Source organism: Streptomyces hyaluromycini (assembly GCF_002217755.1).
In the GTDB taxonomy this organism is placed as follows: domain Bacteria; phylum Actinomycetota; class Actinomycetes; order Streptomycetales; family Streptomycetaceae; genus Streptomyces; species Streptomyces hyaluromycini.
Genome location: NZ_BCFL01000017.1, coordinates 35,112 through 59,041, shown reverse-complemented (window position 1 = coordinate 59,041; position 23,930 = coordinate 35,112). Strand labels below are relative to the sequence as shown.

At 72.2% G+C, this 23,930-nt stretch carries 22 protein-coding genes; 16 read left to right on the top strand and 6 right to left on the bottom strand.

Going from position 1 to position 23,930, the window contains the following annotated elements; all coding sequences use genetic code 11:
• Positions 1-71 precede the first annotated feature (71 nt).
• Both SSP29_RS08335 and SSP29_RS08330 read left to right on the top strand, forming a co-directional pair.
• Entirely contained in the window at positions 72-1,196 is a 1,125-nt protein-coding gene (locus SSP29_RS08335; protein ID WP_089099916.1) for an alpha/beta hydrolase, read from the top strand.
• 97 nt (positions 1,197-1,293) lie between these two features.
• Positions 1,294-2,484 carry a hypothetical protein gene (locus tag SSP29_RS08330; RefSeq protein ID WP_089099915.1) on the top strand — a complete coding sequence of 397 codons (1,191 nt, stop codon included), beginning with the start codon at positions 1,294-1,296 and terminating at the stop codon, positions 2,482-2,484.
• A gap of 209 nt (positions 2,485-2,693) precedes the next feature.
• On the opposite strand, the gene SSP29_RS08325 is transcribed toward SSP29_RS08330, so the two are convergent.
• Together SSP29_RS08325 and SSP29_RS08320 are read right to left on the bottom strand one after the other, a co-directional pair.
• The gene (locus SSP29_RS08325) at positions 2,694-4,022 is read right to left on the bottom strand and encodes a PH domain-containing protein (protein WP_089099914.1); all 1,329 of its coding nucleotides are present in this window, start codon (positions 4,020-4,022) and stop codon (positions 2,694-2,696) included.
• Positions 4,019-4,522, bottom strand: a complete 504-nt coding sequence (locus SSP29_RS08320; RefSeq protein WP_089099913.1) for a PH domain-containing protein — start codon at positions 4,520-4,522, stop codon at positions 4,019-4,021. The genes SSP29_RS08325 and SSP29_RS08320 overlap by 4 nt, the downstream gene beginning before the upstream one ends.
• 31 nt (positions 4,523-4,553) lie before the next feature.
• Here SSP29_RS08320 and SSP29_RS08315 point away from each other — a divergent pair, with 31 nt between their 5' ends.
• Positions 4,554-5,705, top strand: coding sequence for an NADH-quinone oxidoreductase subunit D (locus SSP29_RS08315; RefSeq protein ID WP_089099912.1), 1,152 nt, complete (start codon positions 4,554-4,556; stop codon positions 5,703-5,705).
• A 102-nt stretch (positions 5,706-5,807) separates the two neighbouring features.
• Here SSP29_RS08315 and SSP29_RS08310 read toward each other — a convergent pair whose 3' ends face one another.
• Positions 5,808-6,830, bottom strand: a complete 1,023-nt coding sequence (locus SSP29_RS08310; protein ID WP_089099911.1) for an SAM-dependent methyltransferase — start codon at positions 6,828-6,830, stop codon at positions 5,808-5,810.
• 118 nt (positions 6,831-6,948) lie between these two features.
• On the opposite strand from SSP29_RS08310, the gene SSP29_RS08305 reads away from it, so the two are divergent.
• Both SSP29_RS08305 and SSP29_RS08300 read left to right on the top strand, forming a co-directional pair.
• On the top strand, positions 6,949-8,154 hold the full coding sequence (locus SSP29_RS08305) for a sensor histidine kinase (RefSeq protein WP_089099910.1): 1,206 nt from the start codon (positions 6,949-6,951) through the stop codon (positions 8,152-8,154).
• Between the two features lie 83 nt (positions 8,155-8,237).
• Positions 8,238-8,912: a response regulator gene (locus SSP29_RS08300; RefSeq protein ID WP_089099909.1), complete on the top strand. Its 675-nt coding sequence runs from the start codon at positions 8,238-8,240 to the stop codon at positions 8,910-8,912.
• 26 nt (positions 8,913-8,938) lie between these two features.
• On the opposite strand, the gene SSP29_RS08295 is transcribed toward SSP29_RS08300, so the two are convergent.
• On the bottom strand, positions 8,939-10,039 hold the full coding sequence (locus SSP29_RS08295) for a DUF5937 family protein (RefSeq protein ID WP_089099908.1): 1,101 nt from the start codon (positions 10,037-10,039) through the stop codon (positions 8,939-8,941).
• Between the two features lie 140 nt (positions 10,040-10,179).
• Entirely contained in the window at positions 10,180-11,373 is a 1,194-nt protein-coding gene (locus tag SSP29_RS08290; protein WP_089099907.1) for a threonine aldolase family protein, read from the bottom strand.
• 188 nt (positions 11,374-11,561) lie between these two features.
• On the opposite strand from SSP29_RS08290, the gene SSP29_RS08285 reads away from it, so the two are divergent.
• The 10 genes from SSP29_RS08285 to SSP29_RS08240 all read left to right on the top strand — a co-directional run bounded on the left by SSP29_RS08285 (position 11,562) and on the right by SSP29_RS08240 (position 20,295).
• Positions 11,562-12,494 carry a Rossmann-like and DUF2520 domain-containing protein gene (locus SSP29_RS08285; protein ID WP_089099906.1) on the top strand — a complete coding sequence of 311 codons (933 nt, stop codon included), beginning with the start codon at positions 11,562-11,564 and terminating at the stop codon, positions 12,492-12,494.
• A complete protein-coding gene (gene panC / locus SSP29_RS08280) occupies positions 12,491-13,513 on the top strand; it encodes a pantoate--beta-alanine ligase (RefSeq protein WP_089099905.1) in 1,023 nt (340 codons plus the stop codon). Before SSP29_RS08285 ends, panC begins: the two co-directional genes overlap by 4 nt.
• Entirely contained in the window at positions 13,510-15,258 is a 1,749-nt protein-coding gene (locus tag SSP29_RS08275; protein ID WP_089099904.1) for an L-aspartate oxidase, read from the top strand. Before panC ends, SSP29_RS08275 begins: the two co-directional genes overlap by 4 nt.
• Positions 15,259-15,263: 5 nt before the next feature.
• Positions 15,264-16,241, top strand: a complete 978-nt coding sequence (gene nadC / locus SSP29_RS08270) for a carboxylating nicotinate-nucleotide diphosphorylase (RefSeq protein ID WP_089099903.1) — start codon at positions 15,264-15,266, stop codon at positions 16,239-16,241.
• A gap of 4 nt (positions 16,242-16,245) precedes the next feature.
• Positions 16,246-17,043: a type III pantothenate kinase gene (locus tag SSP29_RS08265; protein WP_089099902.1), complete on the top strand. Its 798-nt coding sequence runs from the start codon at positions 16,246-16,248 to the stop codon at positions 17,041-17,043.
• A gap of 602 nt (positions 17,044-17,645) precedes the next feature.
• Complete coding sequence (locus SSP29_RS08260; RefSeq protein ID WP_089099901.1) at positions 17,646-18,263, top strand: hypothetical protein; 618 nt, start codon at positions 17,646-17,648, stop codon at positions 18,261-18,263.
• 67 nt (positions 18,264-18,330) lie between these two features.
• On the top strand, positions 18,331-18,507 hold the full coding sequence (locus tag SSP29_RS58350) for a hypothetical protein (protein ID WP_089099900.1): 177 nt from the start codon (positions 18,331-18,333) through the stop codon (positions 18,505-18,507).
• A gap of 196 nt (positions 18,508-18,703) precedes the next feature.
• Positions 18,704-19,117, top strand: coding sequence for a BlaI/MecI/CopY family transcriptional regulator (locus SSP29_RS08250; RefSeq protein ID WP_245883082.1), 414 nt, complete (start codon positions 18,704-18,706; stop codon positions 19,115-19,117).
• Between the two features lie 9 nt (positions 19,118-19,126).
• Complete coding sequence (locus SSP29_RS08245) at positions 19,127-19,660, top strand: amino-acid N-acetyltransferase (RefSeq protein WP_089099898.1); 534 nt, start codon at positions 19,127-19,129, stop codon at positions 19,658-19,660.
• Between the two features lie 299 nt (positions 19,661-19,959).
• Positions 19,960-20,295, top strand: a complete 336-nt coding sequence (locus SSP29_RS08240; protein WP_089099897.1) for a histone-like nucleoid-structuring protein Lsr2 — start codon at positions 19,960-19,962, stop codon at positions 20,293-20,295.
• On the opposite strand, the gene SSP29_RS08235 is transcribed toward SSP29_RS08240, so the two are convergent.
• Entirely contained in the window at positions 20,274-20,948 is a 675-nt protein-coding gene (locus tag SSP29_RS08235) for an SCO3374 family protein (protein WP_089099896.1), read from the bottom strand. The genes SSP29_RS08240 and SSP29_RS08235 overlap by 22 nt on opposite strands.
• A gap of 430 nt (positions 20,949-21,378) precedes the next feature.
• Here SSP29_RS08235 and SSP29_RS08225 point away from each other — a divergent pair, with 430 nt between their 5' ends.
• Positions 21,379-23,904: an ATP-dependent Clp protease ATP-binding subunit gene (locus SSP29_RS08225; protein WP_089099894.1), complete on the top strand. Its 2,526-nt coding sequence runs from the start codon at positions 21,379-21,381 to the stop codon at positions 23,902-23,904.
• The last annotated feature ends 26 nt before the right edge of the window (positions 23,905-23,930 follow it).

The following is a 23,930-nucleotide window of genomic DNA, read 5'->3' as shown; positions in this document are numbered from 1 at the left end:
GGGAAAGCCCGGGGCAAGCCTTGCCGAAAGCGGCGGTGGCCACGGGGGAAAGCGCAGGCAGGAAGCACCTCATGGGTCTCACGAGCAATAAAACGCTGGCAATGGCGATCTTGTTCGCCGTACTGCTGTTCGTCGGCACGGTGTGGTTGTGGCCTCGGCTGGCCCGGCGGAACTGGCAGGCCGTCAGCGGCCGCGTCGGCCTTTTGCTGGCGACCCAGTTGGCGCTCTTCGCGTGCCTGGGGATAGCCGTCAACCAGGCTTTCGGTTTCTATGCGAGCTGGGCCGACCTGCTCGGCACGGAGACCGACCAGGGCGTCGTGGTCGACCACGCGGCGGGCGGCCCGCCCGGCAGCCCGGTCCAGGTGGTGTCCACGTCCGAGGTGCACGGCATGGGCGGCTCGCTGCCCCGGACGGCCGGACAGATCCAGCAGGTCGACATCGCCGGCCGTACGACGCACATCGCCACGCCCGCGTACGTGTACCTGCCGCCGGAGTACTTCCAGCCGCAGTACCGCACGCGCACGTTCCCGGTGGTGGTCGTCCTCAGCGGCTATCCCGGCACCGCGCGGGCGCTGGTCGACAAGCTGCACTACCCGCGCACGGCACAGCACCTGGTCCGGGCCGGGCGGATGCGGCCCGCGATCCTGGTGATGCTGCGGCCCACCGTCGCACCGCCCCGGGACACCGAGTGCGTGGACGTCCCGCACGGTCCGCAGACCGAGACCTTCTTCGCCCGGGACCTGCCCGACGCCGTACGCGCGCACTACCGGGCCGGGAAGCCGGGCGGCTGGGGGATCGTCGGCGACTCGACGGGCGGGTACTGCGCGCTCAAGCTCGCGATGCACCACCCCGACGTGTACGCGGCCGGTGCCGGACTCTCCCCGTCGTACAAGGCGCCCACAGACGTCACGACCGGAGATCTCTTCCAGGGCGACCGGAATGTCCGCAACCGCGCGGACCTGTGGTGGTTCCTGCGGCACGAGCCCGCCCCGGACACCTCCCTGCTGGTCACGAGCAGCAAGGTCGGAGAAACCAACTACAAGGCCACACTGAAATTCATCGCGTCCGTGGAGGCCACGAAGGCGACCCGGATCTCGTCGATCATCCTCGACAGCGGCGGCCACAACTTCAATACCTGGCGCCGCGAGATCCCCGCGACGCTCCAGTGGATCAGCAGCCGAATGAGCGACCGCTGAGTCCCGGCCCTGCCGATACCGGGTGAAGACTTCGTTGTCGCTGTGTTTTTACGGCCCGGGGCACCACGATTCGCCTACGCGCGGTAAGTTTCTGGCCATGCCACGTGGACGTCACCGTCATTCCCCGCCTTTGCACAGGCTGTTGCCTCCCTCGGCGATCGCCGGTGTCTCCCTCGTCTGCGCTCTGGGCCCCTGGTTGTTCTCCCAACCGACGGTGCTGCGCACCCTGGCCGCGATAGCCGCGGCCACCGCGGCCGTCGGCGCCGCCGTCATGCGGCGCTGGGACACCGACGCGGGCAAGCAGGTGGCCGACCTGTCACGCGCGCGTGCGAGCGACGAGTGGCGCCACGAGGAGCGGATCGCCGAGCTGGAGACCGACCTGGAGGAGTCGCGGGAGCTGCGCGCCAAGCTGGAGCAGCGGCTGCGCGCCAAGCGGGCGGAGCTGGCGGGACTGCGCAACGAGCACGCGTCCCTGCTGCGCCGCTACGCCACGGCCGAGACCGAGCGTGCGAGCGCCCTGGAGGGCCGCCGCCTGCTGGAGATCGAGGCCACCGCGCCGTCGAACGAGCTCCCCGCCGCCCGGAGTGCGGAAGAGGCCGAGGAGCCCGCGGCGGCCGTCGACGAGAAGTCCGGGGAGCCGACGGTCGAGGAGACGACTCCCGCGGTCTTCTCGCCGGAGGGTTCCAAGCTGTTCCTGCGGGCCAAGGTGGCATTGGCCCGCTTCGACGAGAAGGACGCCCCGGCGGCCGAGGCCGACGCGGGCACCGAGGGCACGGCGGAGACGGCCGCCGAGCCCGAGGCCCCGAAGGGCGAGACCGCGCCGGAGGACGAGGCGCAGGGGCAGCCCGAGGCGGCCGACGGGCACACGCGCGCGGCCGCCGCCACCACGGCCGGGCCGGAGGACACCACCCCGGAGCCGGCCGAGCAGGACGTCCACCCCACGACGGCACCGTCCGTCAACTCCGTGAAGCCCTCGGGGCACTTCACGGTGCCGACCGCGGTGGCGGTCCTGCCGGCCGCGCCGATCCCGCGCCCGCTGGTCACCGGCGGCTTCGACTTCTTCGGCACCCAGAAGGGCTCGCCCGCGGGCGGGCTGGACGCCATGCACAACGAGGACCTCGCGGACGTCGTCGGCCAGGAGGCGCTCGCGCTCCACAAGGCCGAGTCCGAGGCCGAGTTCAAGCCCGCCGACGCGCAGGCGCGGGGCGTCGGCCAGGTCATCGACCTGACCGCGCACGACGAGACGGAGCAGATCAACCTCGGCGGCCTGCGCAGCGCCGCGTCCTGAACACGCGGCGGTTCTGAGCCGGGGACGGTCGGTCGGTGGTCGGGTGCGGGTGCGTGGGGGCTGGTCGCGCCCACGCGGCGGCAGCCGCATATCAAATACGGCCCCGCGCCCCTAAAAACAGGGCGCTGCGGTGAGCGCCCCTTCAGGGGCGCGGGGAACTGCGCGACCAGCCCCACCCACCCGCACCCGACCACCGGCCGGGCCGGCCGTCACGCCATCCAGCGGTCCGGCCGCGCGGTCCGGCGCCCCGTCCGTGACCGCTCGGCCTGCTCCCGCAGCAGCGACGCGGCCTCCTCGGCGCCCCGCAGGCGGGCCGTCACGGTCTTGTTGGCCCCCGTGTCCACATGGACGTCCGCGAGCCGCCACAGCCGCCCCCAGGGCCCCTGGGTCAGCCGTACGCTCTGGACCTTGGCGTGCGGGACGAGCGCGAGGCGCCGGCGCAGCAGCCCGTGCCGCGCCGCGAACACCGCGTCCGTGACCGCGAGCCCGTACCCGCGCCACCACAGCGGCACGCACCACCGGGCCCGTCCCGGCGGCCGCAGCAGCTCACGGGGGACGGTCACACCGGGCAGCACGCGCGCGACGACCGACTCGGCGACCGCGCGCGGGGCGACCGGCACCAGTACGGAGTTCGCCGACCCGGCCACGTCCAGCTCCACCCGCACCCAGCGCAGCGGCCGCCACAGCAGCGGCTCCACGATCCGCACCGTCTGCACCCGCCCCGGCGGCACCGTCTCGTGCGTGCGGTCGAGCAGCCCGTGGTCGATGCGCAGCCCGTCCGGGGACTCCCCGACCGTCCAGTCGTACTCCCCGACGAACCGCCCCACACTGGTCGTGGCCGCGGCGCCGAGCAGCGGCACGGCGGTGGCGAGGACCGTCCACACGCTGTGGGTGGTCAGCCAGAGGAACGGCGGGGCGACGAGGGCGGCGGCCAGCGAGCCCCAGGTGGCGCCCGTCAGCAGGATCGAGATCGCGAGCTTGTTCGGGGGCACGCGCATCAGCTCGTGCGCCGGCGCCTCGCCGACCTCGTGCGCCGTCTCGGGCGCGAACCCGGCGGCACGCGCGAGCAGCTCCGCGCGGAGCCGACGCGCCTCGCCCTGGCCCAGGAAGGCCAGTTCGTCCTTCTTGTCGGTGCCGACGACGTCTATGCGCAGCTTCGCGACGCCCGCCACGCGCGCGAGGAGCGGCTGGGTGATGTCGACGGCCTGGATCCGCTCCAGCCGGATGTGCGCGGTGCGCCGGAACAGCAGGCCGGTGCGTATCCGAAGTTCGCTGTCGGTCACCGAGAAGTAGGTGAACCACCAGGTCAGGAAGCCGTAGAGGGCCCCCGCCGTGACCAGGACGGCGAGTCCGCCCAGGACCATGGTCGTGGTCAGCTTCGTCAGCTGCTCCTGCGCCTGGTTCGGGTCGTGCACCGCCCAGCCGGTGAGCACCGCGACCGGCGCCCACGCCCGCCGGAACGGCGTCACCGGGTGCAGCCGCCGCTCGCCCACGGCCTTGCCCGCGCCTATGGCGCCCTCGACGCCCGGCGCGGTCACAGCCCCGCCGATCGGGCCTCGCCGAGCTCGGTGAGCCGGTCACGCAGCCGTTCCGCCTCGGCCGGGTCGAGCCCGGGGATCGTCGCGTCGGTGGCCGCGGCCGCGGTGTGCAGCTGCACACTGGCGAGCCCGAAGTGCCGTTCGACCGGCCCCGAGGTCACCTCCACCAGCTGCATCCGCCCGTACGGCACCACGGTCTCCTCGCGCCACAGCACCCCGCGCGTGATCAGCAGGTCGTCGGCGCGCTCGGCGTACCGCCAGGAGCGCCAGTTGCGGCCCAACAGCACCCAGCCCCAGGCCAGCACGGCCAGCGGCAGCAGCGCGAAGGCCGCCCACACCGGGCCCGCGAACAGGCCCAGCAGCAGTCCCACGGCCAGGGCGAGCAGCCCCAGCCACACCACCAGCAGCAGCCGGCGCATCCGCAGCAGCCCCGGCGGCAGCCCCGTCCACTCCGGCTCGGTCCCCGTCGTCTCGGCGCCGGCGGCGCTCCCCGTCTCCATAGGGCCAGCGTACGTAGGGGAGACTGGAACCATGACGCCTACGACGGAGACCACGGTCGGGATCGGCGGCGCCGCGGAGAGCACCGACATGGTGCTCAACATCGGCCCCCAGCACCCCTCCACGCACGGCGTGCTGCGGCTGAAGCTCGTGCTGGACGGCGAGCGGATCGTCTCCGCGGAGCCGGTGATCGGCTATATGCACCGCGGCGCGGAGAAGCTCTTCGAAGCACGCGACTACCGGCAGATCATCATGCTCGCCAACCGCCACGACTGGCTGTCGGCCTTCTCCAACGAGCTGGGCGTGGTCCTCGCCGTCGAGCGCATGCTGGGCATGGAGGTGCCCGTCCGCGCGGTGTGGACGCGCACCCTGCTCGCCGAGCTGAACCGGGTCCTCAACCACCTGATGTTCCTCGGCTCCTATCCGCTGGAGCTGGGCGGGATCACCCCGGTCTTCTACGCGTTCCGCGAGCGGGAGGTGCTGCAGAACGTCATGGAGGAGGTCTCCGGCGGACGCATGCACTACATGTTCAACCGCGTCGGCGGCCTCAAGGAGGACCTGCCGGCCGGCTGGACCGCACGCGCGCGTGGCGCCGTGTCCGCCGTGCGCTCCCGCATGGACGTCTTCGACGACCTGGTCCTCGGCAACGAGATCTTCCGCGGCCGCACCCGCGGCGTGGGCGCCCTCGCGCCGGAGGCCGTGCACGCGTACGGCGTCAGCGGGCCCATCGCGCGCGCCTCGGGGGTCGACTTCGACCTGCGCCGCGACGAGCCCTACCTGGCCTACGGCGAGCTCCAGGACACCCTGAAGGTCGTCACCCGGACCGAGGGCGACTGCCTGGCCCGCTTCGAGTGCCTCCTGGAGCAGACGCACATCGCCCTGGACCTGGCCGACGCCTGCCTGGACCGGCTCGCCGACCTGCCGCCGGGACCGATCAACCAGCGGCTCCCCAAGGTCCTCAAGGCGCCCGAGGGCCACACCTACGCCTGGACCGAGAACCCCCTCGGCATCAACGGCTACTACCTCGTCAGCAAGGGCGAGAAGACCCCGTACCGGCTGAAGCTGCGCTCGGCGTCGTACAACAACATCCAGGCCCTGACCGAGCTGCTGCCGGGGACGCTGGTGGCGGACATGGTCGCGATCCTCGGGTCGATGTTCTTCGTGGTGGGAGACATCGACAAGTAACGACAAGTAACGGCAAGTAACGACAAGTGGCGACGAGTAACGGCAAGTAGCGGACAACGGGCGGAAAACGGGCGGCAAGCAGGCGGCAAGCAGGGCCGAGGGCTAGAGCAGCGGGTTCTCGATGCCCACCGGCTGGAGCAGCCAGCCGAAGTCGCCGAGGCCGCCGGGGGCGGTGAGTTCGGCGGCCTCTCCGGCGGTCGACAGGGCGCGCACATAGGCGGTGGGGTGCGTGGAGGCGAGCGTGAGCGGGGGGCGCGCGCCGATCAGGCCCAGGGCGCGCAGGGCGTTGCGTTGCGTGCACAGGAGTGCCTCGGGCAGCCTCAGCGCCGGGTCGAGCGCCGCGCAGGCGTCCAGTGCGACGTGCGCCGTGATGTCGCACGACCCGTCCGGCACGGGTGCCGTCCCGCGCCCCTCCCGGAAGCCGGTGAGCGTCCCGAACGGGGGGCGCGCGGCCACGGTGTGCGCATAGTCCACGGCCACCGCGAGGCCTCTCTGGAGGCTGGTGACGGCGGTCGCCCACGCCTGGTCCCGGGGCAGCCCGATCTCCGCGCGCAGTCCCGGCTCGGCACCCAGCGGCCACCACCGCGCGAGCCACTCCGCCTCCGCGCCCGACACCGGCCGCCCCAGCAGTTCGGCGCCGTCCCGCCGGACCAGCACCAGCCGGGGCACCCCGGCCGCGTCCACCTCGGCGACCTCGACCGGCACGTTGTCCAGCCACTCGTTGGCGAAGACCAGGCCGCTGACCGTGCGCGGGAGCTCGGCCAGCCAGGTGATCCGGTCGGGAAGGCCCGACGGGCGGTCGGCGAGGTCGACGGCGTACGCACGCACGCGTGCCGCCACGCCGGCGGGCAGGGCCGCGAGCACGCCGGTGACCAGCTCGCCCCGGCCGGCGCCCATGTCGACGAAGTCCAGCGTCCCGGGGCGGTCCAGGGCCTCGTCGACCCGGCACAGCAGTTCGGCCACGGCCTCGGCGAACAGCCGTGAGGCGTGCACCGACGTACGGAAGTGCCCGGCCGGGCCCTCCGGGCGGCGGTAGAAGCCGCCGGGGCCGTACAGGGCCGCCTCGGTGGCCGCCCGCCAGCCACGGGCGTCCTCTGCCGTCTCTCGCGTCGCCTCATCCGTCACCGGGCCAGACTAGGCGCACAGGTGATCACCTTCTCCACCTTGCGGAGTACGCGTGCGGAACAGGGATCGGCCCTCCGGTTGACCCCTGCACCTATCACGCTTCCCTACTCTGGGTTACGTGCAGCGCCTCTATGACTTCCTCCGCAGGCACCCGACGTGGGTCGACAGCTTCTGGGCCGTCGCCCTGCTCGGGATCTCCGGCGCGAGCATCTGGAAGCTCGGCGGGAACGAGGGGCACCACGGACCCAGGGCCGCCATGCTGGCCGTGTCCGTCGTGATGAGCGTCGTCGTCGCGCTGCGCCGCCGGTTCCCGGAGCCGATGCTGCTGCTGGCCGCGGCCACCGGCCTGGCCCAGCTGGTGCTGGACGTGGAGACGACCGTCTCCAACTTCGCCATGCTGGTGATCGTGTGTACGAACGCCGCCGTCGGCGCGCGCTGGGCGTCGCGGTTCGGTCTCTACGCCGGGCTGTGCGCGGCGCCCCTGGCGCAGATCAGGTGGCCGCAGCAGGAGGCGAGTTTCCCGGGGCACATCGCGATCGTGCTGTTCCAGACGGTGCCGTTCGTGCTCGCCTGGGTGCTCGGTGACTCCATGCGCACCCGCCGTGCCTACTTCGCGCAGCTGGAGGAGCGTGCCGCCCGGCTGGAGAAGGAGCGCGAGGCGCAGGCCAAGGTCGCGGTCGCCGCCGAGCGCGCCCGGATCGCGCGCGAGCTGCACGACGTGGTCGCGCACAACGTGTCCGTGATGGTGGTCCAGGCCGACGGCGCCGCCTACGTCCTCGACGCCGCCCCCGACCAGGCGAAGAAGGCACTGGAGACGATCTCCTCGACCGGCCGCCAGGCCCTCGCCGAGATGCGCCGCCTGCTGGGCGTGCTGCGCACCGGCGAGCACAAGGAGGTCGGCGAGTACGTCCCGCAGCCCGACGTCGAGCAGATCGACGACCTCGTCGAGCAGTGCCGCAGCTCCGGCCTGCCCGTCGACTTCAAGGTCGAGGGCACCCCGCGCCCGCTGCCCAGCGGCGTCGAGCTCACGGCGTACCGGATCGTGCAGGAGGCGCTCACCAACACCCGCAAGCACGGCGGCCCCAACACGGGCGCCAGCGTGCGGCTGGTCTACTTCGACGACGGACTCGGACTGCTGGTCGAGGACGACGGCAAGGGCGCCCCGCACGAGATGTACGAGGACGGCGGCGCCGACGGCCAGGGTCACGGCCTGATCGGCATGCGCGAACGGGTCGGCATGGTGGGCGGCACCCTCGACGCGGGCCCCCGCCCTGGCGGAGGATTCCGCATCAGTGCCCTGCTGCCGCTCAAACCGGCGCACTGACAAAGACGCGCGCCCCCGGTTGACACCTGTCACGCCCGGACAAAGCCAGAACAAACAGACGAACGGAAACGGAAGAGGACCCGATGACGATCCGCGTGATGCTCGTCGACGACCAGGTGCTGCTGCGCACCGGGTTCCGGATGGTGCTCGCGGCCCAGCCGGACATGGAGGTCGTCGCGGAGGCGGGCGACGGCGTCGAGGCCATCCAGGTGCTGAGGACCACCGCCGTGGACGTCGTCCTGATGGACGTGCGCATGCCCAAGCTGGACGGGGTGGAGGCCACCCGCCGCATCTGCGCCGAGCCCGACGCGCCCAAGGTGCTCATCCTGACCACCTTCGACCTCGACGAGTACGCCTTCTCGGGGCTGAAGGCGGGCGCCTCCGGCTTCATGCTCAAGGACGTGCCCCCGGGCGAGCTGCTGGCCGCCATCCGCGCCGTGCACAGCGGCGACGCCGTCGTCGCGCCCTCCACCACCCGGCGCCTCCTCGACCGCTTCGCGCCGCTGCTGCCCTCCGCCGGCAAGGAGCCCCGGCAACAGGAACTGGACCGCCTCACCGACCGCGAGCGCGAGGTGATGGTGCTGGTCGCGCAGGGCCTGTCGAACGGCGAGATCGCGAGCCGGCTGGTGCTGTCCGAGGCGACCGTGAAGACCCACGTGGGCCGCATCCTGACCAAGCTCGGGCTCCGCGACCGCGTGCAGGTGGTCGTACTGGCCTACGAGACCGGGCTGGTGCGGGCGGGCGGCGGACTCGGCTGACGCCGGCCTGGCAGCGCCCCGAAGGGTCAGCGGAGTATCCCCTCCAGGAAGTCGCTGCCGAGCCGGGCGACGACCGTGACGTCCAGCTGGTGCAGTACGTAACGCCCACGGCGGCGCGTCGTGACCAGGCCCGCCTTCTTGAGCACGCCCAGATGCCGGGAGACCTCCGGCGCCGACAGGCCGTGCACCTGCGCCAGCTCGCTGGTGGTGCAGGCGCTGCGCGCCAGATGCCGGCACAGCCGCATCCGGACGGGGTGGGACAGCGCCGCCATCCGCAGCGTCAGCTCCTCCACGGACGCGGGCGAGGCGAGCTGCGGCGAGCCGACCGGGTAGTGCAGCACCGGCTGCCAGCCGTAGCGGTGCAGCACCATCAGATGCGGCCGGCCCAGGCTGGTGGGCACCAGCAGCAGGCCGTCGGCCGCCACGCGCGCGTGGCCGTCGGTGAGCTTGTCCACGGTGATCCGCGCGCCCGCGCCGTCGAGCGTCACGGCGGGGGAGACCGCCGCCAGCGCCTCGGCCAGCCCCTTGCGGCGCAGCAGCTCCGTCTTGTGCCGGGCGTCGGCCGCCAGCTGGTGGCGCAGCCGTGACCAGGTCTCGTCGAAGAACGCCTCGGCGCAGTCCGTCAGGAACCGGCGCAGCCAGGCACGCACGCTCGCCGGGTCGTCGAGCAGCCGCTGGGCGAACCGGACCTGCTGCGGACCGCGCGAGGCGGCCACCTCCAGCGCCCGCCGCCGCGCGGCGGGGTCCGACAGCAGAGCCGGTGCCTCGACGCCGTACGACAGCGCGCACGTGAACTCCAGCGCCGCGTCCACGAACTGCTCGTCCGACAGCTTGTCCAGCTGGTCCAGCTCGTCCATGAGCGTGCCGCCCGGGACGGCGCCCGGCAGAGCCGCGTACGGCAGGAACAGGTCCGAGAACGTCGTCCGCCACAGGAAGTCCGCCTCGCACATCCGGTCGGCCAGATGCGGCTCCATGCGGGCGGTCACGCCGGTCGCCCAGCCCTGGAGGCCGGGGTGGTGCCCCGGCTCGGACAGCGCGTGCAGTGCCATGCCGAGCTCGGCGAGCGGCGAGGGCACGACGGCGACGCTCTCGGGGCGCAGCCCCGGGATGTCGATACGTACGCTCATGTCGCCATCGTGCACCTCGCCACGGGGTGGGTGGGCCGGGCGCCTATTGGGGTGCCGGGTGCGGTCCGGGGGCGGGTGCGGGTGGGTGGGGGCTTGTCGCGCAGTTCCCCGCGCCCCCGGGGCGCTTCAGAGCGGGGCGCTCAAGAACGGGAGCCTTTCAGCAGTCGCCCGGCGAAGTCCGCGACCGCCGCCTTCACGTCCTGCGCCGTCCACTCCAGGCCCGCCGCCGTCACCGTCAGCTCCGTCATCGACAGTCCCGGGCCCTTCGTGTCCCACAGGCTCGTGAAGAGGTAGGTTCCGGTCTCCTCGGCCTGGCCCACCGCCGCTTCCACCAGTGTGTCGGCGTCGTACGGCAGCCAGAGCTGGAACTGGTGGGTATGCGGTTCCTCGGGGTGGACGCGGGCCCAGGGGACGCCTGCCTCGGCGAAGCCCTCGCGCAGGGCCGCGGCCACCACGCGCGCGTGCCGTACGTAGTCCGGGAGGCGGGGGAGCTCGCGCTCCAGGCCGATCAGGGCCGCGAGCGCCGTCGGGAACTGCTGGAAGACCATGCCGCCGTAGCGGTGGCGCCAGGTCTTCGCCTCCTCGACCAGGGACTTCGGGCCTGCCAGCGCGGCGCCGCCGAAGCCGTCGAGGGACTTGTAGAACGACACGTAGACGCTGTCCGCCAGGTCCGCGATCTCGGACAGGGAGCGTCCGAGGTGGACGGTGGACTCCCACAGGCGCGCACCGTCGAAGTGCACCACCGCGTCGCGCTCCCGCGCCGCCTCCACCAGCTCCGTGAGCTCCTCCCAGGTGGGCAGGACGAAACCGGCGTCCCTGAGGGGCAGCTCCAGCATCAGCGCCCCGAAGGGCTCCGCGAAGTCGCGTATCTCCTGCGCGGTGGGGAGCCGGGGCTCGCCGGTGACGCGCACGGTGCGCAGGCCGGCCACCTCGCGGAAGGCGTCGCGTTCGTGCACCTCGGGGTGGGCGAGGGCGTGCAGGGCGACCGTGGGGTTGCCGGTGCGGGCCGCCCAGCAGCGCAGGGCGACCTGCTGGGCCATCGTGCCGGTCGGGAAGAACGCGGCGGCCTCCGTGCCCAGCAGGGCCGCGACGCGCCGCTCCAGGGCCTCGACGACGCCGTTGCCGTAGAGGTCCGACGGTTCGTCCAGGTCGTACACCTCGGGGGCGGCCTCCTGGAGCCGCGCGAGCCGTTCGCGGAGCGGGGCCCGCAGGCCCATGCGCGCGAGGACGCGGGTGGCCCGCCGGTAGGCGGCGGCGCGCCGCTCCCGCATCTGCTCTTCCGCCGACAGGGGTTCCTTCGGCTCTTCGTCCTGGGCCGTCGCCGTATCACTCATGCCGTGGATGATGCCGGGCGCGTCGACCGGGTGCCTCGCATTTTCCGTGCCGCCGGTGGGACGGGCCGCCGGTGTGACGGGTCACCCACAGCCTGTGGACGACCGATCGGCCCCGGACCGGATAGCGTTAACATGACGAGAAATCGTCCGGTACCCAGAGCGGACTGGAACGGGAAGGCCACCCTCGCGTGAGTACAGTCCAACAGCCAGACATCGGTGACCGCCCCGCGCGGCTCACCGTCGGTGTCGTCGGCGCCGGCCGGGTGGGCCCCGCGCTGGCCGCGTCGCTGCAGCTCGCCGGGCACCGCCCGGTGGCCGTCTCCGGGGTCTCCGACGCCTCCCGGCGCCGCGCCGAGGCGATGCTGCCCGGCGTCCCGCTGGTAACCCCCGCCGAGGTCCTCCGGCGCGCCGACCTGGTCCTGCTGACCGTCCCCGACGACGCCCTGCCCGGCCTGGTCACCGGCCTCGCCGAGACCGGTGCCGTACGACCCGGCCAGCTGCTCGTGCACACCTCCGGCCGGTACGGCGCGAAGGTCCTGGACCCGGCCCTGCGCGCGGGCGGGCTGCCGCTGGCCCTGCACCCGGCGATGACCTTCACGGGGACGCCGGTGGACGTGCAGCGGCTGGCGGGCTGCTCGTTCGGGGTGACCGCGCCCGAGGAGCTGCGGCTGGCCGCCGAGGCCCTGGTCATCGAGATGGGCGGCGAGCCGGAGTGGATCTCCGAGGAGAACCGCCCGCTCTACCACGCGGCCCTCGCCCTCGGCGCCAACCACCTGGTCACCCTGGTCGCCCAGTCCATGGAGCTGCTGCGCACCGCCGGCGTCGAGGCCCCCGACCGGATGCTCGGCCCGCTGCTCGGCGCCGCCCTGGACAACGCCCTGCGCTCCGGCGACGCGGCGCTGACCGGGCCGGTCGCGCGCGGGGACGCGGGCACCGTCGCCGCGCACGTCACGGAGCTGCGCAGGCACGCCCCGCAGGCCGTCGACGGCTACCTGGCGATGGCCCGCGCGACGGCCGACCGGGCGCTCGCGCACGGCCTGCTGAAGCCGGAGCTCGCCGAGGACCTGCTCGGCGTCCTCGCCACCGGGACGCACACGCCGCAGAACGGGGAAGACCGATGAGCCGCCGCCCCTTCGAACTCGCCCCCACCGTCGACGACCTCAGGTACGTGCAGGACCACTTCGCGGACTCGGGCCGCACCGCCGTCGTCATGACCATGGGCGCCCTGCACGAGGGACACGCCACGCTGATCAGGGCGGCCCGCGAGCACGTCGGCCGCAAGGGCTTCGTGATCGTCACCGTCTTCGTGAACCCCCTGCAGTTCGGGCAGGGCGAGGACCTCGACCGCTACCCGCGCACCCTGGAAGCCGACCTGAAGATCGCGGAACAGGCGGGCGCGGACGCCGTGTTCGCCCCGTCCGTCGACGAGGTCTACCCGGGCGGCCAGCCCCAGGTGCGGGTCACCGCGGGGCCGATGGGCACGCTCCTGGAGGGCGCCTCCCGCCCCGGGCACTTCGACGGCGTCCTCACCGTCGTCGCCAAGCTGCTGCACCTCACCCGCCCCGACGTGGCCCTGTTCGGGCAGAAGGACGCCCAGCAGCTGGCCGTGATCCGGCGCATGGTGCGCGACCTGAACTTCGGCATCGAGATCGTCGGCGTACCGACCGTGCGCGAGTCCGACGGGCTCGCGCTGTCCAGCCGCAACCGCTACCTGTCGGCCGACGAGCGGCGCACGGCGCTCACGCTGTCCCGCGCGCTGTTCGCCGGCCATGACCGGCACGCGGCACAGGAGGCGCTGCGTGCGCGGGCGCGCGAGGTGCCGTCCACGCGGGCGCGCGCCGAGGCGCTCAGCGCCATAGGCGAATCCCGCGCGGCCGCCGACGCGCACGCCGTCGCCAAGGCCGTGCCGAACGCCGCCGCGGCGGTCCGCGCGGCCGCCCGCCAGGTCCTCGACGAGGGCGTCCACTACGACCCGCCGCTCGAACTGGACTACCTCGCCCTGGTCGACCCGTCCGACTTCACCGAGATCGACGACGACTTCACCGGAGAGGCCGTCCTCGCCGTCGCCGCCCGGGTCGGGACGACCCGGCTGATCGACAACCTTCCTCTCACCTTCGGAAACCTCGGAGCCGCCTCGTGACCAGCACAGGCACCAGCAGCACAGGCACCAGCACCGGCATACGGCTGCACGCGCCCGCCCCGGGGTGGAGCATCTCGGCGGACGTGGTCGTCGTCGGGTCCGGGGTGGCCGGCCTGACCGCGGCCCTGCGCTGCCAGGCCGCGGGGCTGACCACGGTCGTCGTCACCAAGGCCCGCCTGGACGACGGCTCCACGCGCTGGGCGCAGGGCGGCATCGCCGCGGCCCTCGGCGAGGGCGACACCCCCGAACAGCACCTCGCGGACACCCTGGTGGCCGGCGCCGGCCTCTGCGACGAGGACGCCGTACGGATCCTCGTCACCGAGGGGCCCGGCGCGGTCAGGCGGCTCATCGACACCGGCGCGATCTTCGACGAGTCCTCCGAAGGCGGCCTCGACCTCACCCGCGAGGGCGGCCACCACCGGCGCCGGATCGCGCACGCGGGCGGTGACGCCACCGGCGCCGAGGTCTCCCGGGCCCTGGTGGAGGCGGTACGCGCGCGTGGGCTGCGCACGTTCGAGAACGCGCTCGTCCTGGACCTGCTGACCGACGCCGAGGGCCGTACGGCCGGTGTCACCCTGCACGTCATGGGCGAGGGCCAGCACGACGGCGTGGGCGCCGTGCACGCCCCCGCGGTCGTCCTCGCCACCGGCGGCATGGGCCAGGTGTTCTCCGCGACCACCAACCCGTCGGTGTCGACCGGGGACGGCGTGGCGCTGGCACTGCGCGCCGGCGCCGAGGTCAGCGACCTCGAATTCGTGCAGTTCCACCCGACCGTGCTCTTCCTCGGCCCGGACGCCGAGGGCCAGCAGCCGCTGGTCTCCGAGGCGGTGCGGGGCGAGGGCGCCCACCTGGTCGACGCCGACGGCGTGCGCTTCATGGTGGGGCAGCACGAGCTCGCCGAGCTGGCGCCCCGGGACATCGTCGCCAAGGGCATCATGCGGCGCATGCAGGAGCAGGACGCCGAGCACATGTACCTCGACGCCCGGCACTTCGGCGCCGACATGTGGGAGCACCGCTTCCCGACCATCCTGGCCGCCTGCCGCGCCAACGGCATCGACCCGGTCACCGAGCCCATCCCGATAGCACCCGCCGCCCACTACGCCTCCGGGGGTGTACGCACCGACGCACGGGGGCGCACGACCGTCCCCGGGCTCTACGCCTGCGGCGAGGTCGCGTGCACCGGCGTGCACGGCGCGAACCGGCTCGCCTCCAACTCCCTCCTCGAAGGCCTCGTCTACGCCGAGCGCATCGCCGCCGACATCACGGCGGCCCGCGCGGAGAACGGCCTCCACGCGCGCGTGCCCGCACCGGTCCCGCACCCCGAGAAGCCCGCGCACCCGCTGCTCGCCCCCGAGGCCCGCTTCGCCATCCAGCGGATCATGACCGAGGGCGCCGGCGTGCTGCGCTCCGAGGAGTCCCTCGCCAGGGCCGCCGAACAGCTCCAGCGGCTGCACACGGACGCCCGCGACGCCCTGGACGAGAACGGCAAGACCGCCGAACCCGGCGTCGACACCTGGGAGGCCACCAACCTCCTGTGCGTCGCGCGCGTGCTCGTCGAGGCGGCCCGCCGCCGCGAGGAGACCCGCGGCTGCCACTGGCGCGAGGACCACGCCGACCGCGACGACGCCCGGTGGGGGCGCCACATCGTCGTACGGCTGAATCCCGACCGGACGCTGGCCGTGGGCACCACCGACACCGCAGACTTCCCCCCTACCCGGCCCCACCAGCCACACCAGGAGCAGTGACAGACGTGAGCACCAACGACCTTCCCCTCGCCGACGGCGGCGGCTGCGGCGACGGCTGTGCCTGCGGCGCCGAGGGCGACGAGGAGTACCTGGAGTGCGGGCTCGACCCCGCGCTCGCCGAACTGCTGGCCGCCGCCGGCCTCGACCCCATCGAGGTCGAGGACATCGCCAACGTGGCCATCCAGGAGGACCTGGCGGGCGGCGTGGACGTGACGACCGTCGCGACCGTCCCCGAGGAGGCCGTGGCGACCGGCGACTTCGTCGCGCGCGAGGCCGGTGTCGTCGCGGGCCTCCGGGTCGCCGAGGCCGTGGTCTCCGTGGTCTGCACCGACGAGTTCGAGGTCGAGCGGCACGTCGAGGACGGCGACCGGGTCGAGGCCGGGCAGCGCCTGCTGTCGATCACCACCCGCACCCGCGACCTGCTCACCGCCGAGCGCAGCGCCCTCAACATCCTGAACCGCCTCTCCGGCATCGCGACGGCCACGCGCGCGTGGGCGGACGAGCTGGAGGGCACGGCCACGCGCGTGCGGGACACCCGCAAGACCACCCCGGGGCTGCGCTCCCTGGAGAAGTTCGCGGTGCGCAGCGGCGGGGGCGTCAACCACCGCCTGTCGCTCTCCGACGCGGCGCTGGTCAAGGACAACCACGTGGTCGCCGCCGGCGGCGTCGCCCAGGCCTTCAAGGCCGTCCGCGAGGCCTTCCCGGACCTGGCGATCGAGGTCGAGGTCGACACCCTGCACCAGCTGCGCGAGGTCGTCGACGCGGGCGCCGACCTGATCCTGCTGGACAACTTCACGCCGATGGAGTGCGAGGAGGCCGTCGCGATCGTCGGCGGGCGCGCGCTCCTGGAGGCGTCTGGACGGCTCGCGCTGGACAACGCGCGGGCGTACGCCGACACGGGCGTGGACTTCCTGGCCGTCGGCGCCCTCACCCACTCCTCGCCGATCCTGGACATCGGCCTGGACCTGCGCGAGGCGGAGTGACCCCATGCTCCTCACGATCGACGTCGGCAACACCCATACCGTCCTCGGGCTCTTCGACGGCGAGGACATCGTCGAGCACTGGCGCATCTCCACGGACGCGCGCCGTACCGCCGACGAGCTGGCGGTGCTCCTCCAGGGCCTGATGGGCATGCACCCGCTGCTCGGCGACGAGCTCGGCGACGGCATCGACGGGATCGCGATCTGCGCGACCGTGCCGTCCGTGCTGCACGAGCTGCGCGAGGTCACGCGGCGCTACTACGGCGACGTGCCGGCGGTGCTGGTGGAGCCCGGGGTGAAGACCGGGGTGCCGATCCTCACCGACAACCCCAAGGAGGTCGGCGCCGACCGGATCATCAACGCGGTCGCCGCCGTCGAGCTGTTCGGGGGGCCGGCGATCGTCGTCGACTTCGGTACGGCCACGACCTTCGACGCGGTGTCCGCGCGCGGGGAGTACGTCGGGGGTGTGATCGCGCCCGGTATCGAGATCTCCGTGGAGGCGCTGGGCGTCAAGGGCGCGCAGCTGCGGAAGATCGAGGTGGCGCGGCCGCGGAGCGTGATCGGGAAGAACACGGTGGAGGCCATGCAGGCGGGCATCGTGTACGGGTTCGCCGGGCAGGTCGACGGGGTGGTCGGGCGGATGGCGCGGGAGCTGGCGGACGATCCGGACGATGTGACGGTGATCGCGACGGGTGGGTTGGCGCCGATGGTGCTCGGGGAGTCGTCGGTGATCGACGAGCACGAGCCGTGGCTGACGCTGGTGGGGTTGCGGCTGGTGTACGAGCGGAACGTGTCGCGGATGTGAGCGGCCGGTGGGGGCGGGCGTGGGTTTCTCGCCCCCACCGCCCCTACCCGTCCCGTCCTCCAGGGGGTGGGCCCCCTTCGACCGCCCGTTCCGGGGGCTGCCGCCCCCGCACCCCCGCTTCGGCCTGAACGGCCTCGTCCTCAAACGCCGGACGGGCTGGGAGGGGGGCGCGGGCCGGATCTCGTCCTCGAACGCCGGACGGGCTGGGAGGGGGGCGCGGGCCGGATCTCGTCCTCGAACGCCGGACGGGCTGGTGGGTGGGGGTGCGGGCCGGCTCTCGTCTTCAAGCGTGGGGCGGGCTGGGAGGGAGGGCGCGGGTCGGCTCTCGTCTTCAAGCGTTGGACGGGCTGGGAGGGAGGGCGCGGGTCGGCTCTCGTCTTCAAGCGTTGGGCGGGCTGGTGGGTGGAGGCGCGGGTCGGCTCTCGTCCTCAGGCGGCGGGCGGGCTGGGAGGGGGTGCGGGCCGGGTCTCGGATTCCGGTGCTGTCGGTCGGCGGCGGCCAGGTGGGTGGCCGTGTTGCGCCACACCCGCGCGGTATGTCGAGTTTGTCTGATTTACGCGTATCTTCGGACCATGCCCACGCCATACGGATCCCGCGGCGGCATGGCGTTCGGTGCGGAGGAGCTGCGTGTGCTCCGCCGTGCTCTCGCCCTCGCCCTTCACCCCGGTCCCGTCTCCGCCGAGGACGTCAAGGACTGTCATCGGCTCGCCGAGTCGCTCGACGAGGCGATCGGCGAGGGGGCCCGGCTTCGTGCCTTCCTGGTGGCCGATCTGGCCCGGTACCGCGCCGCCCTGCCGGGGACCGTCGCCGGTTACCTCGCCCTCCTGGGGGAGGCGCTGGGTGCCGGGCACCGGCCGACCCCGGACGACCTCGCCGCGCTGCGGGCGCTGCGGGGGAACGCCGGCGCCGCCGCACTGCTCGGCCGCTGCCAGGACCTCGCCGAGCGCGATGTGCGGGCCCGGCTCGCCCAGGGGGCCCGCAAGGTGCCGGCACCCGCCGTTCCGGCCTCCAGGGTGCGGCTGACGGCCCTGCCGGGCGGCGTGGCCGAGGAGCCGGAGAGGAAACCCAAGGAGAAGCCCGCCGAACGGCCCGCCCCGCAGCCCGCGGCTCCCGAGCCCGACGCGCCGAAGCGGCCCATTCCCACTCCGGGTGAGGTCTTTCCCCGGCGCCGGCCCGCCTCGCCGCCGGCCGGGCCCCCGCAGCAGCTCGCCGCCGGCTGACCGGCCGTCCGGGGCGGTTCGCCCACCCCGCCCCTTTCGCCCGGTCCCCCGTGGCTACCCTGGACGCATGGACTACGTCTCCGCGCTGCTGCCCCCGGTCGTCATGGCCGTCTTCTTCATCGGTCTGGTCCGGGTGATCGTGAAGACCCAGGGCGGGGCCGCCAAGGCCAAGGAGGACGCCGCCGTCGACGCCGCCCTTGAGCGCGCCCGCCAGACCGCCGTCTCCAAGGCCGACGGCGTCTGACGCGGCCGCGCCCGCCCCGGGCGTACGACTCGCCGCGCATCCCCCGCAGCACCCCTCGCGTCCCGAATTTTTTGAGCCGTACGCCCCTTTTGATCGCCTTTGCTGGTGAAAGTGCACGTCCGGCACGCGATTGGCGAGATCTCCCACTATTGTTCTGGCTGTGCCTCGCCCATTGGGAGAACTCGAAGACGCGGTCATGACGCGGGTGTGGAAGTGGAACCGCCCGGTGACCGTTCGAGAAGTCCTGGAAGACCTTCAGCAGGAACGGTCGATCGCCTACACCACGGTGATGACCGTTTTGGACAATCTCCATCAGAAGGGCTGGGTCCGGCGGGAGGCCGAAGGGCGCGCCTATCGATATGAGGCCGTCTCCACCCGGGCCGCCTACGCCGCCGCCCTGATGAACGACGCCTGGTCGCAGAGTGACAACCCGGCCGCCGCGCTCGTCGCCTTCTTCGGGATGATGAGCGACGAACAGCGGCAGGCTCTGCGGGACGCCGTACGCATCGTGCAGGGTCCGGATAGCCGGGAACAGCGGGAAGAGAGGGAAGACCGGGAAGCTCCGCGAGGGGAGAACCCCGGCTCCGTGGCGGACACCGGCGGGCGATAGCGTCCGCTCATGTCAGCGACGCGCCCCGAAGTCACCGCAAAAGCCATCACCGTCCGGCGGGCCCGGACCAGCGATGTCCCGGCGGTGCGCCGCCTCCTCGACGCGTACGTTCGCGACCGCATCCTGCTCGACAAAGCCACGGTGACGCTTTACGAGGACATCCAGGAGTTCTGGGTCGCGGAACGAGACGACAACGCCGAGGTGGTCGGCTGCGGCGCACTGCACGTGATGTGGGAAGACCTCGCGGAAGTACGCACTCTCGCGGTGAACCGGAGCCTCAAGGGTGCCGGTGTCGGTCATCAGTTGCTGGAGAAGTTGCTGGAGACCGCGCGTTGGCTTGGTGTTCGCCGCGTTTTCTGTCTGACCTTCGAAGTCGAGTTCTTCGGGAAGCACGGCTTCGTGGAGATCGGCGAGACGCCCGTCGACACCGATGTCTACGCGGAGCTGCTGCGTTCCTATGACGAGGGTGTCGCGGAGTTCCTCGGACTCGAACGAGTGAAACCGAACACCTTGGGCAACAGCCGGATGCTTCTGCATCTGTGATCGCCGAGAGGGATCGCGGCGGACAAGGGTCGACAAGGTTCGACAAGGGTCATCGGGGCAGAGATGGGCGGGAGATCGGGCCGCTATTCCGGACGACCCGCCTTGCCCAGGTGCCCTATGTCCGAAACGCGCATGTTTCCGGGCGGGAGCGGGCCCCTCGGTCTCTCCCAGGGGTTTGTGTTTTTCCCGCAAAAGCGGTTTGCTTTCCGACGTACTGCAGTACTGCATATAACAGGGGGCGGCGAAACGGCGGACGCCGCAGACCCCCGGCCCTGAAGTTATCGATGAAAGGAAATCCGGTGGCACAGAAGGTTCAGGTCCTTCTTGTCGACGACCTCGACGGCGGCGAGGCGGACGAGACCGTGACGTTCGCGTTGGACGGCAAGACGTACGAGATCGATCTCACGACCTCCAATGCGGACAAGCTGCGCGGCCTTCTCGACCCGTATGTCAAGGGCGGCCGGCGTACCGGTGGCCGTGCTGCGGGCGGACGTGGAAAGGCCCGTGCGGCTTCCGGCGGCAGCCAGGACACCGCGCAGATTCGCGCGTGGGCCAAGGAGAACGGTTACGAGGTCAACGACCGCGGCCGTGTTCCCGCGACGATTCGCCAGGCTTACGAGGACGCCAACGCCTGACAACCCTCCGGCCCGCGGCCCGCGCGCCGCAGCCGGATGCGGTGGCACTCCGTGGCCACCGTGTTCACCAGCCGTACGAGATCGGGGGCGCCTCCGACGCCCCCCATGGCCGACAGTGTCGGCAGCGAGGCCTCGACCTCGCACCCCGACTCGGGGGGCCGCAACCAGACGGCGGCCCCCTGCACGGGCCCGCCCGGCCCGTCGGCGGATACGGAAGGCGGCCGGATCCCATCGACCGCCGGCTCGGGCCGTGCCGGCGCGTCCATCGCGCCCCCGGCGCCCAGCGCCCGCAGGTCGAGATCGAGGGCCGGTGCGCCCCACTCCAGCCAGTCCAGCAGCCCCGGCAGCTCCTCCGCGCTGCCCGCGGCCACCAGCAGCCGCATCCGGCCGCCCTGAAGGGCCACCGGAGAGCCCGGCGCCAGCCGCCCGAGCGCCCGTACGCCCGCTCGCGCCGGCATCTCCAGCACGTCGAAGCGCCCGCCCGTGACCAGCCTCAACGGCTCTCCGGGCGCCGCGGGCACTGTTGCCCATCCCAGATCGTTCTCGTACCAGTGCCGGAGCCGGCCCCACTGCCGGCCGCACTCGGAACCGGAATCGAACGGACGACGGGGGTGAGGGACCGTGGAAGCCGCCGGAGGTGCTGTGCCAGCCATGCCAGGTGCAACCGTCCCGACTCCACCCGAGTTACGCTGGGTGTGCGTGCGACTGCACAGAGTGCCGGAAAAGGGGTCGGGCGGGGGTCCGGCGAGACGCAAGGTTGTTCGCCCGTAGCGGAGGGACCGGGGGCCTACGGCATGGACTGTCAGTCGCTGCGGGTAAGACATCCCTAGTGGGAGGGGGCGACACGCAGGCGAGGGCGTCTCACGTTCGCCATCGGCGTACTGGCGGAAGGGGTAACTGCCTGGCCTGCGGGAACATCGTCTCGCACCATCGGGTTGGAGCAGATGTCGGCGTTCGGGGTCAGGAGGCCATCGACGGTGTCGGCAGTTGGAATGAGCGGTCCCTGCTTGCGGGACTAAGCTGCGGTAGGACAGAGAGGGGAAGTTCCCCCCACTGCCTGACCGCTCTGAGGAGCGATTAACGATGTTCGAGAGGTTCACCGACCGCGCGCGGCGGGTTGTCGTCCTGGCTCAGGAAGAAGCCCGGATGCTCAACCACAACTACATCGGCACCGAGCACATCCTCCTGGGCCTGATCCATGAGGGTGAGGGTGTCGCCGCCAAGGCCCTTGAGAGCCTCGGGATTTCGCTCGAGGCGGTCCGCCAGCAGGTGGAGGAGATCATCGGCCAGGGCCAGCAGGCCCCGTCCGGGCACATCCCCTTCACCCCCCGTGCCAAGAAGGTCCTGGAGCTGTCGCTCCGCGAGGCCCTTCAGCTGGGCCACAACTACATCGGCACGGAGCACATCCTGCTCGGCCTGATCCGTGAGGGCGAGGGCGTCGCCGCCCAGGTCCTGGTCAAGCTGGGCGCTGATCTCAACCGGGTGCGGCAGCAGGTCATCCAGCTGCTCTCCGGTTACCAGGGCAAGGAGACCGCCACCGCCGGCGGCCCTGCCGAGGGCACCCCCTCGACGTCCCTGGTCCTCGACCAGTTCGGCCGGAACCTCACCCAGGCCGCTCGTGAGTCCAAGCTCGACCCGGTCATCGGGCGCGAGAAGGAGATCGAGCGGGTCATGCAGGTGCTGTCCCGCCGTACCAAGAACAACCCGGTCCTGATCGGTGAGCCCGGCGTCGGCAAGACCGCCGTCGTCGAGGGCCTCGCCCAGGCCATCGTCAAGGGCGAGGTGCCCGAGACCCTCAAGGACAAGCACCTCTACACCCTGGACCTCGGCGCCCTGGTCGCCGGCTCCCGCTACCGCGGTGACTTCGAGGAGCGCCTGAAGAAGGTGCTCAAGGAGATCCGCACCCGCGGTGACATCATCCTGTTCATCGACGAGCTGCACACGCTGGTCGGTGCGGGTGCCGCCGAGGGCGCCATCGACGCCGCTTCGATCCTGAAGCCGATGCTGGCCCGCGGTGAGCTGCAGACCATCGGTGCCACCACCCTGGACGAGTACCGCAAGCACCTGGAGAAGGACGCGGCCCTGGAGCGCCGCTTCCAGCCCATCCAGGTCGCCGAGCCGTCCCTGCCGCACACGATCGAGATCCTCAAGGGTCTCCGTGACCGGTACGAGGCCCACCACCGGGTCTCCATCACGGACGAGGCGCTGGTCCAGGCGGCCACCCTGGCCGACCGCTACATCTCGGACCGCTTCCTGCCGGACAAGGCGATCGACCTGATCGACGAGGCCGGTTCCCGGATGCGCATCCGCCGGATGACCGCTCCGCCGGACCTGCGCGAGTTCGACGAGAAGATCGCCGCCGTCCGCCGGGACAAGGAGTCCGCGATCGACTCGCAGGACTTCGAGAAGGCCGCCTCCCTCCGCGACAAGGAGAAGCAGCTCCTGGCCGCCAAGGCCAAGCGGGAGAAGGAGTGGAAGGCCGGCGACATGGACGTCGTCGCCGAGGTCGACGGCGAGCTGATCGCCGAGGTGCTGGCCACGGCCACGGGCATCCCGGTCTTCAAGCTCACCGAGGAGGAGTCCTCGCGTCTGCTGCGCATGGAGGACGAGCTCCACAAGCGGGTCATCGGCCAGGTCGACGCCGTCAAGGCGCTGTCGAAGGCGATCCGCCGTACGCGTGCCGGTCTGAAGGACCCGAAGCGCCCCGGTGGCTCGTTCATCTTCGCCGGCCCGTCCGGTGTCGGTAAGACCGAGCTGTCCAAGGCCCTCGCCGAGTTCCTCTTCGGTGACGAGGACGCGCTGATCTCCCTCGACATGTCGGAGTTCAGCGAGAAGCACACGGTGTCGCGTCTCTTCGGCTCGCCCCCCGGCTACGTGGGCTACGAAGAGGGCGGCCAGCTGACCGAGAAGGTCCGCCGCAAGCCGTTCTCCGTCGTCCTCTTCGACGAGGTCGAGAAGGCCCACCCGGACATCTTCAACAGCCTGCTGCAGATCCTGGAGGACGGTCGCCTGACCGACTCCCAGGGCCGGGTCGTGGACTTCAAGAACACGGTCATCATCATGACGACCAACCTCGGCACCCGGGACATCTCCAAGGGCTTCAACCTGGGCTTCGCGGCCACGGGCGACACGAAGTCGAACTACGAGCGCATGAAGAACAAGGTCTCGGACGAGCTCAAGCAGCACTTCCGCCCCGAGTTCCTCAACCGCGTCGACGACGTGGTCGTCTTCCCGCAGCTGACCCAGGAGGACATCCTGCGGATCGTCGACCTCATGGTCGGCAAGGTGGACGAGCGCCTCAAGGACCGGGACATGGGCATCGAGCTCTCCCAGTCCGCCAAGGAGCTGCTGTCCAAGAAGGGCTACGACCCGGTGCTGGGCGCGCGTCCGCTGCGTCGCACGATCCAGCGCGAGATCGAGGACACGCTCTCGGAGAAGATCCTCTTCGGCGAGCTGCGCCCCGGTCACATCGTGGTCGTCGACACGGAGGGCGAGGGCGACACCGCGACCTTCACCTTCCGCGGCGAGGAGAAGTCGGCCCTCCCCGACGTCCCGCCGATCGAGCAGGCGGCCGGCGGTGCCGGACCGAACCTGAGCAAGGAGGCGTAAGCCTCAGGGCTGTGCCTTGAAGGGGC